Origin of the sequence: Pseudomonas sp. PS02290, from assembly GCF_029960075.1 — a bacterium.
In the GTDB taxonomy this organism is placed as follows: domain Bacteria; phylum Pseudomonadota; class Gammaproteobacteria; order Pseudomonadales; family Pseudomonadaceae; genus Aquipseudomonas.
This window is the reverse complement of sequence record NZ_JASCOY010000050.1, coordinates 2,944-18,316: the sequence shown is the minus strand read 5'-3', so window position 1 is coordinate 18,316 and position 15,373 is coordinate 2,944. Positions and strand designations below refer to the sequence as shown.

Here is a 15,373-nt window from a genome sequence, read left to right as displayed (position 1 = left end):
GAACAACAGCAGATCACCACGCTGCACTTCGTCCCGTCGATGCTCGGTGCCTTCATGGCTCAGGACGATCTGAGCGGCTGCGCCTCCCTGAAACGGATCGTCTGCAGCGGCGAAGCGTTGCCTGCCGATCTGGCCCGGGAAACCCTGCAGCGCCTGCCAAATGCTGGCCTGTTCAACCTGTACGGCCCGACCGAAGCGGCCATCGATGTCACCCACTGGACCTGCGTGGATGAACCGGGCGCTTCCGTACCCATCGGCGCCCCCATCGCCAATCTGCAGATCCACATCCTCGACAGCCGCCTGAATCCGCAACCCATCGGCGTACCCGGTGAGCTGTACATCGGCGGTGACGGTCTGGCTCGCGGCTATCACCTGCGTCCGGGACTGACTGCCGAGCGCTTCGTTGCCAGCCCGTTTGGTAAAGGCGAGCGCCTGTATCGCACCGGTGACCTGGCGCGCTGGCGTGCCGACGGCGTGGTGGAATACCTCGGCCGTCTCGATCACCAGATCAAACTACGCGGCCTGCGGGTTGAAATCGGCGAGATCGAAGCGGCGCTGCTGGATCACCCGGCGGTCAGCGAAGCGGTGGTCATCGCCCGTGAACTCGCCACCGGCATGCAGCTGGTCGGCTATCTGGTCGCTGACGATTTCGACGAAGAACACCTGCGCATCCAGCTGAAACAGCGCTTGCCGGATTACATGGTCCCGGCCCACTTCGTCACGCTGGACAGCCTGCCGCTGTCGGCCAACGGCAAGCTCGACCGCAAAGCACTGCCAGACCCGCAAATCCAGCAACGTGCTTTCGAAGCACCGCTGGCCGGGGTCGAAACCCAACTGGCGGCGTTGTGGCAAGACCTGCTCGGCGTCGCGCAAATCGGGCGTCAGGACAACTTCTTTGCCCTCGGCGGCGACTCGATCCTCAGCCTGCAAATCATCTCTCGCGCCCGCAAGGCCGGCATCGTGCTGTCGCCCCGGCAGATGTTCGAACGCCAGACCATCGCCGAGCTGGCCCAGGTCGCTCAGGTGGTCACTCAGAATGTGACAGCTGTCGAGCCCATCGAGCTGAACCGCGACATCCCGCTGACGCCGATTCAGCATTGGTTCTTCCAGCAACCGATGAAGAACCGCAGCCACTGGAACCAGTCGCTGCTGTTGAACCCGAGCGAAGGGCTGGACCTGCCGGCGCTGACTCAGGCCCTTCACGCCATACTTAACCATCACGATGCCCTGCGCATGAGGTTTGTGCAGCAGGACAACGGCCCGTGGCAGCAACGCTATCGTGCAGAGCTTTCTACTGACGAGCAGTCCCGAAACGGCCTGATCTGGCAGCGTGAAATCCCCCTGAACGAGCTGACCGCGGCCTGCGACGAAGCTCAGGCCAGTCTCGATCTGAGAGACGGCCCGCTGTTGCGCGCCGTGCATTTCACCCTGGCCGAAGGCGGCGAGCGTCTGTTGCTGGTGGTTCATCACCTGGTGGTGGATGGCGTGTCGTGGCGCATCCTGCTGGAGGACCTGCAAAGCGCCTACACCCAGGTGCAAGCGGGCCTCGCTATCGACCTCGGCGACAAAACCGCGTCGTTCCAGCGCTGGGCCAACCGCCTGCTCGATTTCGCCTACAGCGATGCCGTGCTCGCCGAAGCCGATTACTGGCGCAACCTGCCGTCAGCACCTGCGTTGCCGTGCGCCAATCCCCAGGGGGAAGCGCGCCAAAGCCACGTGCGTCAACTGCACCTGCAACTGGACGTTGCGCGCACTGACCGGCTGATCAGCGAGGCCCCGGCGGCGTATCGCACGCAGATCAACGACCTGCTGCTGACCGCACTGGTCCGGGCGATGAAGCGCTGGAGCGGCCAGTCCCAGGCGATGATCGCCCTGGAAGGCCACGGCCGCGAAGACCTGTTCGACGGCGTTGATCCGGCGCGCACCGTCGGCTGGTTCACCAGCCTGTACCCGGTCAGCCTGCATGCCGACGACGACCTCGACGCGGCACTCAAACACACCAAGGAAACCCTGCGCGCCGTGCCCAATGGCGGCCTGGGTTATGGCCTGTTGCGCCATCTGCGCGGCGAAGCCTTGCCGGCGCTGGACGGCTGCGTGCTGTTCAATTACATGGGCCGGCTGCAACACAGCAGCGGGCTTTTCAGCCTGGCCGAGGAGGGCAGCGGTGCCCAGCGCGCCGCCGATGCGCCACTGAATGGCGAGCTGTCCATCGACGCGCAGATCCGTGACGGCCAATTCAGCCTGACCTGCAGTTTCAGCGGCGACCGCCATGAATCCGCGTCGGTTCAGCGCCTGCTCGACGCCTATGCCGAAGCGCTGGACGAGGTGATCGAACACTGCCGTCGCCATTCAGCCGTGACGCCGTCTGATTTCCCCGCACTCGCTCTGACTCAGGCACAACTCGACGCACTGCCGGTCGCGGCTTGGGACATCGAACAGCTGTACCCACTGACCCCGATGCAGCAGGGCCTGTTGTTCCACACCGAGCTGAGCGGCAGCGAGGTCGCCGATCCCGCCAGCGCTCGCGACCTGTACATCAATCAGGTGGCGCTGGACATCGAGCACCTGCCGGTGACCCGATTCAAATCGGCATGGGCGGCGGCGGTTCAGCGCCATCCGATCCTGCGTGCGGCGTTCCTGCGCGTGCCTGGCAGCGAACAGCCAGTGCAGCTGATTCGTCGCGATGCTGCGCTGGTCGTACGTGAGCTTGACCTGCGCGCTGGCGATCAATTCCTCGCGGACGTGCTGGTGGCCGAGCGGGAAACCCCGTTCGACCTGCACGCCGCGCCGCTGATGCGCGTGCTGCTGGTTCGCCAGAGCGAGACGCTGTGGAAACTGGTCTGGACCTTCCACCACATTCTGCTGGACGGCTGGAGCAGCGCGGCGGTGCTGGGCGAGGTGATTCAGGCGGCGATGTCCGACACCACGCCGCAGCCCGCCGGGCATTACGCGGATTACGTCGATTGGCTGCTGAGCCGCGATGCCGAGGGTAGCAAGACCTTCTGGCAGACCCACCTGGCCGGTTTCGACCAGCCGACGATGATGGCGGCGACGCTGACCGCGCCGACGTCCAGCACCGGCGAGCCGTTGCCGAATCAGGTGCGGGTCACTTCCATGGACCTTAACAGCGAACTGCTGAACAGCGCCGCGCGCCGTCAGCGCGTGACCGTCAACACGCTGATTCAGGCGGTCTGGGTCCTGCTGTTGCAGCGCTACACCGGGCAGCAGCGGGTCGCGTTCGGCGCCACCGTGTCCGGTCGTTCCGCGCAGGTGCCGGGCATCGAGCGCATGCTCGGGCTGTTCATCAACACCCTGCCGCTGGTGCAGGCGCCGCAAGCGCAGCAGAAGGTCGGCGACTGGCTCAATGACCTGCAAGCCCACAACCTGGAACTGCGCGAGCACGAACACACGCCGCTGTTCGAGGCCCAGCGCTATGCCGGTCACGCCGGCCGTGACCTGTTCGACAGCCTGCTGGTGTTCGAAAACTACCCGGTGGACGCGGTGCTGCGGGACAAGCAGGCCAACGGTGTCAACTTGGGTTCCGTGGAACTCAGCGACAAGACCCACTACCCGTTGAGCCTGGCCGTGGTGGCGGGCGAGCAGGCCCACGTTCACGTCAACTACCACAGCAACGTGTTCAGCGCCGAACAGATTTCCAGTCTGTGCGGGCATTTCCAGGCACTGCTGGACGGCCTCTGCCGCTTCCCCGAGGCGCGCATCGGCGAGCTGTCTATGCTCACCGAAGGCGACATCGACGCCATGCACGCCTGGAACACGCCGCCGTTTTCGCCTTACGTGGATCGGCCGATTCATGAGCTGATCGCCGACCACGCGCGTATTCGTCCCGACGCCATCGCGCTGGTCCACGGCGAACAGCGCCTGACCTTCGCCGAGTTTGACCGACGCGCCAACCAACTGGCCCACGCCTTGCGCGCCCGGGGCATCGGCACCGAAGTGCGTGTGGCGATTGCCATGGAGCGCGGGATTGATCTGTGGCTGGCGTTTTATGCCGTACTCAAGGCGGGTGGGGCGTACATTCCGCTGGACCCGGATTACCCGACCGAGCGCCTGCGCTACATGCTCGAAGACGGCGGCGTGAAGCTGTTGATCAGCCACGATGCGGCGCTGGATCGTGTGCCCGTGGGTGATGTGCCGCTGCTCAATCTGGACGAACTGGACTGCTCATCCGAGCCATTCACAGCCCCGGACGTCACGATCCATCCGCAGCAACTGGCCTACCTGATTTACACCTCGGGCTCCACCGGCAAGCCAAAAGGCGCAGCCATCGCCCACGCCGACATCTCGATGCACATCCAGACCATCGGCGAGCGTTATCGCTTTACGCCGGAAGACCGCAAATTCCACTTCCTGTCGATCAGCTTCGACGGCGCCCACGAAGGCTGGATGATGCCGCTGTGTTACGGCGCCCGAGTCGTGCTGCGGGATCAGGAACTGTGGAGCGTTGAGCAGACCTACGACACGCTGATTCGTGAAGGCATCACCGTCGCCTCATTCCCGCCGAGCTACCTGCGTCAGCTGTCCGATTGGGCCGGCGTGCAGGGCAAAGGTCCGGGCGTGAAAACCTACTGCTTTGCCGGTGAAGCCTTCAGCCGCGAGATGCTCCACGACGTGATCCGCAATCTGCAGCCGCTGTGGATCATCAACGGCTACGGCCCGACTGAAACCGTGGTCACGCCGACGCTGTGGCTGGCGTCTGCCGAGACCGCTGATTTCACCACGGCGTACGCGCCGATTGGTGATCTGGTGGGGGATCGTCAGGGCTACGTAATGGACGCAGATTTGAACCCGCTGCCCCAGGGCATTGCCGGCGAACTCTATCTGGGTGGCGCCGTGGCGCGGGGTTATCTGGACCGTCCGGGCGCAACGGCAGAGCGTTTCCTGCCGCATCCATTCCGTGCAGGCGAACGCATTTACCGCAGTGGCGACCGCGTGCGCCTGAACAGCGAAGGGCTGCTGGAGTATCTGGGCCGTATCGACCATCAGATCAAGATCCGTGGCTTCCGCATCGAGGCCGGCGAGATCGAAGCGGCGCTGAAAACCTGCAAGGGCGTTCGCGAGGCCTTGGTCGTTGTCCGTGACGGCGCGAACGGAAAAGTCTTGCTCGGTTATGTCGGCGGCAACGGTCTGGCCGAGGACAGCCTCAAGCAGCAGCTGAAAAACACCCTGCCGGAATACATGGTTCCGGCGCACATCGTGGTCATGGAACGCCTGCCGCAGTTGCCCAACGGCAAGCTCGACCGCAACGCGCTGCCCGATCCACAGGTGATCTCCAGCGACTACCAAGCGCCGCAAACGCGCCTTGAACAGCAATTGGCGGCGCTGTGGCAGCCACTGCTGGGCATCGACGCCGTCGGCCGCAACGATCACTTCTTCGAACTCGGCGGCCACTCGCTGCTGGCCATGCAGCTGATCTCCCGCCTGCGCCATGAGCATCAACTGAGCGTGCCGTTGCGTGCGCTGTTCGACGCGCCGCGCCTCAGTGATTTCGCCCAGCGCATCACCGGATTGGCATCCACCGAAGCCAAGCAGCTTGAGCTGACCCCGCGCCAGCAGAACCGCGCCGTGCAGTCCTTTTCCCAGCAGCGGTTGTGGTTCCTCGATCAGCTGCAACCCGGCGGTCACGCCTACAACCTGCCGGGCGCCGTGCGCTTGTGCGGCGAGCTGAACGAGGTTGCATTGCAGGCGGCATTCGACGGCCTGACCGCACGCCATGAAGTGCTGCGCACGCGGTTCCTGGCGGTCGAGGGCGTGCCGATGCAACAAATCGAGCCTGCTTCAAGGGTGGAGATCGAGCGGCTGGATATCAGCCATGAAGGGGATATCGACACCGCCTTCAACGCCCTGGCTCAAGACTTCGTCAAGCGTCCGTTCGACCTGTCGCGCAGCCCCGTCTGGCGACTGGCGCTGGTGCGTGTCGCGCCTGACGAACAGCGTCTGCTGCTGTGCCTGCACCACATGATCTCGGACGGTTGGTCGGTGCGCGTGCTGCTGCAGGAATTCTGCGAGCTGTACCGCGCGGCCGTGGAAAACCGCGCGCCGCAACTCGCGCCATTGCCGGTGCAATACGCTGACTTCGCTGCCTGGCAGCGCGAATGGCTGGCGGCGGGCGAGGGCGAGCGGCAACTGAACTACTGGCGCGAGCAACTGGGTGACGAGCACCCGGTGCTGGAACTGCCGACCGACCGGCCGCGTCCGCCCCAGCAGAGCTATCGCGGTGATCGCGTGCTGTTCGCCTTCGATATCGCGTTTAGTCAGCGCCTGCGCGAGTTCGCCAGACAACAGGGCATCACGCCGTTCATGGCGATCCTGTCGGCCTATCAAGTGTTGCTGCACCGCCTGAGCGGCCAGAACGACCTGCGCATCGGCGTGCCGATTGCCGGCCGTTCGCGGCTGGAAGTCGAAGGGCTGATCGGCTTTTTCGTCAGCACTCAGGTGCTGCGGGCCGAGGTGTCTGCCGAGCTGACCTATCGCCAGGTGCTGGAACAGGCCAAGGCGCGGACCCTCGGTGCCCAGGCCCATCAGGACCTGCCGTTCGAGCAACTGGTCGAAGTGCTGCAACCCCACCGCAGCCTGAGCCATAACCCACTGTTCCAGGTGGCCTACGATCACCAGCAGCAGGACTTCGAATCCCTCGCTGGATTGCCCGGCCTGCGTGCCGACGTGCTGCCGCTGGACGACGGCAGCAGCCAGTTCGACCTGGCGCTGAACACCTTTGAGGACGCCGACGGCGGGCTGGGTGGGTCGTGGAACTACGCCACGGACCTGTTTGATCACGGCAGCATCGAGCGCTTGCATGCCCGCTTTGAGCAGCTGTTTATCGAGTTGATCGAGCAGCCGGACGCGGCAATTGGCGACTTCGAGTTGCTGGATGCTGAAGACCGCGCGCAGTTGGCGCTGGTCAATGACACGGCGCGTGATTGGGACTCGGAGCCGTTTGTGCATCAGCATTTTGAGCGGCTGGCGCAGCTGTATCCCGAGCGGGAAGCGTTGCGCTTTGGCGAGGAGGTGTTGAGTTATCGCGACCTGGATCAGCGCGCGAACCAACTGGCCCATTACCTTCGCGAGCAGGGCGTCGGGCGCGAATCCCTGGTGGGCGTGGCGGCGTTGCGTTCGGTGGAAATGGTGGTGGCGCTGTACGGGGTGTTGAAAGCCGGCGGGGCGTACGTGCCGCTTGATCCGGAGTACCCGGCGGACCGTTTGCGCTACATGCTCGAAGACGCAGGGATCGGCTTGCTGCTGAGTCACGATGCGGTGATTGATGATCTGCCGGTTGTGGAAGGCCTTCGTGTCGTAAATCTGGATCATCTGGCGCTGGCGTCTTATCCCTTCACCGCGCCTGCTGTAGAGCTGCACCCCGAGCAACTGGCCTACATGATTTACACCTCTGGCTCGACGGGAAAACCGAAAGGCGCGGGCAACACTCACGCGGCGCTGTTCAACCGTTTGGCCTGGATGCAAGAAGCCTACGCGCTCGATGCAACCGACACCGTGCTGCAAAAAACACCGTTCAGTTTCGACGTGTCGGTGTGGGAGTTCTTCTGGCCGTTGATGGTCGGCGCGCGTCTGGTGGTCGCTCAGCCGGGTGATCACCGCGATCCTGTTGCGCTCACCAAGCTGATCGAAAAACAGCAGATCACCACGCTGCACTTCGTCCCGTCGATGCTCGGTGCCTTCATGGCCCAGGACGATCTCACCGGCTGTGCCTCCCTGAAACGTATCGTGTGCAGCGGCGAAGCCTTGCCTGCCGATCTGGCCCGCGAAACCCTGCAGCGCCTGCCGAATGCCGGCCTGTTCAACCTGTATGGCCCGACGGAAGCGGCCATCGATGTCACCCACTGGACCTGCGTTGATGAGCCGGGCATTTCCGTGCCTATCGGTCGCCCGCTAAATAACCTCCAAATCCACATCCTCGACAGCCGCCTGAATCCGCAACCCATCGGCGTTCCCGGCGAGCTGTACATCGGCGGCGACGGCCTCGCTCGCGGTTACCACTTGCGTCCCGGCCTGACCGCCGAGCGTTTCGTTGCCAGCCCATTCGGCACCGGCGAGCGGCTGTACCGCACCGGCGACCTGGCCCGTTGGCGTGCCGACGGCGTGGTGGAATACCTTGGCCGTCTCGATCACCAGATCAAACTGCGCGGTTTACGGGTTGAAATCGGCGAGATCGAAGCGGCTCTGCTGGATTACACGGCGGTCAGCGAAGCGGTGGTTGTTGCCCGTGAACTGGCGACCGGCATGCAGCTGGTGGGCTATCTGGTCGCTGACGATTTCGACGAAGAACACCTGCGCGCCCAGCTGAAACAGCGCCTGCCGGATTACATGGTCCCGGCCCACTTCGTCGCACTGGAAAAGCTGCCGCTGTCCGCCAACGGCAAGCTCGATCGCAAAGCGCTGCCCGATCCACAGATCCAGCAGCGCAGCTTCGAGGCGCCACTGGCGGGCGTCGAAACCCAACTGGCCGCGCTGTGGCAAGACCTGCTCGGCGTCGCCCAGGTCGGGCGTCAGGACAACTTCTTTGCCCTCGGCGGGCACTCGCTGCTGGGCATCCAACTGGTGGCGCAGATCCGCCGCGATCTGAAGCTTGAGCTGCCCCTGCGTGCGCTGTTCGAGTCGCCGGTCCTCGCCGATCTGGCCCACTACCTGAACACCCAGGCGCTCGCCACGGCGATGTCGGCCCTGCAGCCCCGTGCTGACCGCGAGTTCGCGCCGCAGTCCTTCGCCCAGCAACGCTTGTGGTTCCTCGCGCAACTGGAGCCCGAGAGTGTTGCGTACAACCTGCCGTGCGTGCTCAACCTCAGCGGCGCGCTGAAGCTCGATGCCCTGCAGCAGACCTTCGACGCCCTCGCGGCCCGTCACGAAACCCTGCGCACCTGCTTCCGCCCGTCGCCGATGCAAAACGGGGAGGCGGTGCCGCAGCAGCGGGTTTTGCCGGTCAGCAGCGTGCACATCGCCCGTCACGACCTGCGCGACAGCGATACGCCAGAAGCGGCATTCGACGCGCTGGCCGAAGCGTTCATGAACCAGCCCTTCGACCTCGACGCCGAGCGCGCGCCGTGGCGGGTGGCCCTGGCGCGGGTGGCGGACGATCAATGGCGCCTGCTGCTGTGCATGCACCACATCATCTCCGACGGCTGGTCGGTGCAGGTCATGCTCGAAGACTTCGCCGCGCTGTATCGCCGGTTCGCCCAGGGCAGCGACGCCCAACTGGCTGAGCTGAGCGTCCACTACGCCGACTACGCCAGTTGGCAGCGCGAGCACCTGAGCGGTGCCGAGCGCGAGCGTCAGTTGAACTGGTGGCGTGAAGCCTTGGGTGACGAACAGCCGGTGCTGGAACTGCCGGCGGACCGTTCGCGTCCCGCCGAGCGCGACGGCAAAGGCGGGCGCCATGCCTTCGTGCTGCCGCAAGACCTGGCCGACACACTGCGCCATACCGCGAAAGCCCACGACGCCACGCTGTTCATGCTGTTCCTGGCCTCGTTCGACACGCTGCTTTATCGCCTCAGCGGCCAGCGCGATCTGCGCATCGGCGTGCCGGTGGCGGGGCGTGCCGAGGTGCAGACCCAGGGCCTGATCGGCTTCTTCGTCAACACCCTGGTGCTGCGCGCCCAGGTCAGCGGCGACCAGCCGTTCACCGCGCTGCTGGCCCAGGTCAAGGACAACCTGCTCGGCGCCCACGCCCATCAGGACCTGCCGTTTGAGCAACTGGTGGAAGCGCTGCAACCGGCGCGCAGCCTGAGCGTCAACCCGCTGTTCCAGGTCAGCTACAACCACCAGCAACAGCCGGATCTGTCGCTGCTGCAGTTCGATGATTTGAGCTGCGAGGCCCGCCAGTGGGACATCAAGGGTGCGCAGTTCGATCTGGTCCTCGGCACCTTCGAGCACCGCGATGGCCACATCAGCGGCTACCTCGATTACGCCACCGACCTGTTCGACGTCTCGACCGTGGCGCGTCTGTTCGAGCAACTGGTCACGCTGCTGCGGGCGATCTGTGCCCAACCCGACGCCGCCATCGGCGACCTGCCGTTGCTCGGCGAGACCGACCTGGCCGCGCTGGATCAATGGAACACGCCGCCGTTTTCGCCTTACGTCGATCGGCCGATTCACGAGCTGATCGCCGACCACGCGCGTATTCGGCCCGACGCCATTGCGCTGGTCCATGGTGATGAACGCCTGACCTTCGCCGAATTCGACCGTCGCGCCAATCAACTGGCCCACGCCTTGCGCGCCCGGGGCATCGGCACCGAAGTGCGGGTGGCGATTGCCATGGAGCGCGGGATTGATCTGTGGCTGGCGTTTTATGCCGTGCTCAAGGCGGGTGGGGCGTATATCCCGCTCGACCCGGATTACCCGACCGAACGCCTGCGCTACATGCTCGAAGACGGCGGCGTGAAGCTGTTGATCAGCCATGACGCCGCGCTGGATCGGGTACCGGTGGGCGATGTGCCGCTGCTGAACATCGATCAGCTCGATTGCTCGTCCGAACCGGAAACGGCACCGGATGTGGTGATTCACCCGCAGCAACTGGCCTACCTGATTTACACCTCGGGTTCGACCGGCAAGCCAAAGGGTGCAGCCATCGCCCACGCCGACATTTCGATGCACATCCAGACCATCGGCGAGCGGTACCGCTTTACCCCGGAAGACCGCAAGTTCCACTTCCTGTCGATCAGCTTCGACGGCGCCCACGAAGGCTGGATGATGCCGCTGTGTTACGGCGCCCGCGTGGTGCTGCGCGATCAGGAACTGTGGAGCGTCGAGCAGACCTACGACACCCTGATTCGCGAAGGCATCACCGTGGCCTCGTTCCCGCCGAGCTACCTGCGTCAGCTGTCCGATTGGGCCGGCGTGCAGGGCAAAGGTCCGGGCGTGAAAACCTACTGCTTTGCCGGTGAAGCCTTCAGCCGCGAGATGCTCCACGACGTGATTCGCAATCTGCAGCCGCTGTGGATCATCAACGGCTACGGCCCGACCGAAACCGTGGTCACGCCAACGCTGTGGCTGGTGTCTGCCGAGACCGCTGATTTCACCACGGCGTACGCGCCGATTGGTGATCTGGTGGGGGATCGTCAGGGCTACGTAATGGACGCGGATTTGAACCCGCTGCCTCAGGGCGTTGCCGGCGAACTCTATCTGGGTGGCGCCGTGGCGCGGGGTTATCTGGACCGTCCCGGCGCAACGGCCGAGCGTTTCCTGCCGCACCCGTTCCGTGCCGGCGAACGCATCTACCGCAGTGGCGACCGCGTGCGCCTGAACAGCGAAGGGCTGCTGGAATACCTCGGCCGTATCGACCACCAGATCAAAATCCGTGGCTTCCGCATCGAAGCCGGTGAAATCGAAGCGGCACTCAAGGCCTGCGACGGTGTGCGTGAAGCACTGGTGATCGTGCGCGACAAAGGCAACGGCAAGCAGTTGCTCGGCTACGTCGGCGGCAACGACCTGTCAGAAGACAGCCTCAAGGATCAACTGAAAAACACCCTGCCTGAATACATGGTGCCGGCGCACATTGTGGTCATGGCGCGCTTGCCGCAGTTGCCCAACGGCAAGCTGGACCGCAACGCGCTGCCTGATCCGCAGGTCGGCAGTCAGGCCTTCGAAGCGCCGGAAGGTGAGCGCGAAGTCGAGCTGGCGCGGGTCTGGCAGCAGTTGCTGGGGGTTGAAAGCATCAGCCGTCAGGACAGCTTCTTCGAGCTGGGCGGCGATTCGATCCAGTCGCTGGCGGTCATCACCCGTCTGCGTCAGGTCGGTTTCAAGCTGCTGCCGAAGGACGTGTTCAGCCATCCCCGGCTCAAGGATCTGGCCCTGCGCCTCACGGTCATCGAAGCCAGCGCAGCGCTGTTGGTCGAAGACGCGCCGAAGGGCGAGCTGCCGTTGACGCCGATTCAGGCACACTTCTTCGAGCAACCGATGGCCAACCGCGCGCACTTCAACCAGGCGTTGTTGCTGGACGTGCAGCGTCCGCTGGAGGCGGCGCTGTTGAGCCAGGCGCTGGGCGCGCTGCTGGGTCATCACGACGGCCTGAACCTGAGTTTCCGTCAGCACGCGGACGAGGGCTGGCAGCAGCAGTATCGAGACGCTTCGGCTGCCGACAATCTATGGCTGCGTGACGTGGCCGACGAGCACGCCATGACTGCGCTGTGCGATCAGGCCCAGCGCAGCCTTGATCTGCACGACGGCCCGCTGCTGCGCGTGGTGCTGGCGCAGATGCCGGAAGGGCAAAAACTGTTGCTGGTCGCTCATCACCTGGTGGTCGATGGCGTGTCGTGGCGGGTGTTGCTGGAGGATCTGGCGCGGGCGTACGCCCAGGTCGCTTCGGGCGGTGCGGTGGATCTCGGTCCGAAATCCAGCAGCTTCCAGCGCTGGGCGCGGCATCTGGTCGACGCGGCGCAGGCACCTGAGCGTCAAACCGAAGTGGGCCAGTGGCTGAAACAGGTCGGCACCGCCGAGCCGGTCTGGCCGGTGGACCACCCTGAAGGCCGCGCCACGCAACAGGACCTTGAGCAGTGCGAACTGCTGCTGGACGCGGGTCTGACCCGTCGCTTGCTGCGCGAAGCCCCGGCGGCACTGGCAGCGCGCACCGATGAAATTTTGTTGGCGGTGCTCGCCGAAGCGCTGAAGGGCTGGACTGGCCAGCCTGACAGTCTCGTCGCACTGGAAGGCCACGGCCGTGAAGCCTTGGCTGAGGGGCTAGATGTCGGTCGCACGGTGGGCTGGTTCACCAGCCTGTTCCCGCTGCGGGTGCGTGCCGCTGCCGATATCCGCCAGACCCTGATCGGGGTGCGAGACAGCCTGCGGGGCTTGCCGGACAAAGGCGTCGGTTTCGGCCTGCTGCGTTATCTGGGCGACGATTCGGCGCGTCAGTCACTGGCCGCGCTGCCGGAGCCCAAGGTGGTGTTCAACTACCTCGGTCAGTTCGATCAGGACCTGGGCGATGGCCGCTTCTCGCCGTCGAAGGTGTCGGCGGGCGCGCTGGTCGACCCGTCCACGCCGCTCAATCGCGAGCTGGAAATCAACGGCCAGGTCTTTGCCGGGCAACTGGGGCTGACCTTCCGTTTCAGCGGTCAGCGTTATCAGCGTCAGACCATCGAACGCCTGCAAACGTCATATCGCGACGGGTTGGTGGCGTTGCTGGACAGCTTGCCTTCATCAACACCTGCCGCGCCGCAAAGCGTGGTCGTCAGCCGTGACGGCGCGCCGAATCCATTGATTCGTCTGAGCAGCGGCGCCAGCGACAAGCCGCCGGTGTTCTGCGTGCACCCGGTCAGCGGCACGGTGGTCGGCTACTACGCACTGGCCCGGCGCCTGTCTGTGCAGTGGGACGTGTGGGGCATTCAGAACCGCCAGGTGCTGGACGGCCAGTGGCGCGACAGTTCCATCGAGCAAATGGCCCGCGACTACGTCAAGGCGCTGCTCGAACAGCAGCCGTCCGGCCCATATCGGCTGATCGGCTGGTCCATGGGCGGGACGATGGTGCTGGAAATGGCGCGGCTGCTGACCCGACTCGGCAAGCGCGTCGAGTTCGTCGGCCTGATCGACGGTTACGTGCCGGGCGCCGGTCAGCCGCGTCCTGCCGTGCCGGAAACCCCGGTTCTCGACGCCGATGACGAGGGTCTGGAAGCCGACGCGCACTGGCAACAGCTGCTCGGCGTCGAGCGGCACATGCGCCAGTTGGCCAATCAATGCCGCCAGATCCACTCCCTCAGCGTGCCGGTCTACGCCTGGTGGGCCGAGCGCTCGCCGGAAAATAACGATAACGCACCGGCTCTTCTGGAGCAGGGCATGGGTGTTCGCTTGCAGGTTTCGGCCTGGATCGACGCCGACCACCTTTCGATCGTCCGTGATCAGCTGTTCATCACTCAACTTGCCGAGGCCCTCGCGCAGGTCAACGAACGCCCCCATTCCCACGATTTCCAGGAGCACGAACATGCATAGCCAACACAACGTGACGCCGATTGCCGCCCGCCACAGCGAGGCGCTGTCGAGCAGCCCGGACGCCGCCGTCGCCAACGCCGACTACCGCTTTGCGCCGACCCCGCGACTGGAGCGGCAGGCCGCCGTGGAATCCAACGCGCGCAGCTACCCGCGGCGCATTCCCCTGGAACTCAAGCGCGCCCAGGGCATTCACGTGCAGGACAGCGAAGGGCGCTGGTTCATCGATTGCCTGGCCGGCGCCGGCACCCTGGCGCTGGGGCACAACCACCCCGAGGTGATCCAGGCCATGCGCGCCACCCTCGACGGCCAGCGCCCGCTGCACACCCTGGACCTGATGACCGAAGCCAAGGACGACTTCATCAACGAGCTGTTCGCGTTGCTGCCGAAAGAATTCGCCAAGGACGCGCGCATTCAGTTCTGCGGGCCGGCCGGGACCGATGCGGTGGAAGCGGCGCTGAAACTGGTGCGCACCGCCACCGGACGCAGCAACCTGATGGCCTACCACGGCGCCTATCACGGCATGACCCAGGGCGCGCTGGCGCTGATGGGCAATCTCGGGCCGAAGACCTATCTGGACGGTATGGCCGACGGCGCGCAGTTCCTGCCGTTTCCCTACGACTACCGCTGCCCGTTCGGCGTCGGCGGCGAGGCCGGCGAGCGCATCGGTCTGCACTACATCAAGAACCAGCTGACCGACCCGGAAAGCGGCGTGTTGCCGCCGGCCGGGATGATTCTGGAAACCCTGCAGGGGGAGGGCGGTGTGGTGCCGACCTCGGCGAAATGGCTGCGGGAAATCCGCCGCATTACCCGCGACGCCGGCGTGCCGCTGATTCTCGACGAAATCCAGTGTGGCGTGGGCCGCACCGGCAAGCCGTTTGCTTTCGAGCACGCGGGCATCGTGCCGGACGTGCTGGTGCTGTCCAAAGCCATCGGCGGCAGCCAACCCATGGCCGTGGTGGTTTACAACAAGTCCCTGGACGTGTGGAAACCGGGCTCCCACGCCGGCACTTTCCGTGGCAATCAACTGGCGATGGTGGCCGGTTCGACAACGCTGCGCATTGTCCGCGAACAGCAACTGGACCTGCACGCCGCCGCCATGGGCGAACGCCTGATCGGGCACCTGCGCTCGTTGCAGAAAGACTTTCCGCAGATGGGCGATGTGCGCGGCATGGGCTTGATGATCGGGGTGGAAATGGTCGATCTCGACGGCCGCCCGGACGCCCTCGGCCACTTTCCCCACAGCGGCGCGCTGGCCTCGACCATCCAGCGTGAATGCTTACAGCGGGGGCTGATCATCGAAGTGGGCGGGCGCCACTCGTCGGTCATCCGCTTCCTGCCGCCGCTGATCGTCACTGCCGCGCAGATTGACCAGATCGCCGACATCTTTGCCGCCGCCGTTTCAGCGGCCGTCAAACAGCGTTAA

Annotated in this window: 2 protein-coding genes (1 of these 2 cut by a window edge); both read left to right on the top strand. The window is 64.9% G+C overall.

The features are described 5' to 3' along the window. A protein-coding gene (locus tag QMX88_RS19290; protein ID WP_282371859.1) for a non-ribosomal peptide synthase/polyketide synthase crosses the window boundary here: on the top strand, positions 1–13,950 show its 3' portion. It extends 2,217 nt beyond the left edge of the window; only the last 13,950 of its 16,167 coding nucleotides appear in the window; its start codon lies beyond the left edge, outside the window; it ends in the stop codon at positions 13,948–13,950. Then, on the top strand, positions 13,943–15,373 hold the full coding sequence (locus tag QMX88_RS19285) for an aspartate aminotransferase family protein (RefSeq protein ID WP_282371858.1): 1,431 nt from the start codon (positions 13,943–13,945) through the stop codon (positions 15,371–15,373). Before QMX88_RS19290 ends, QMX88_RS19285 begins: the two co-directional genes overlap by 8 nt.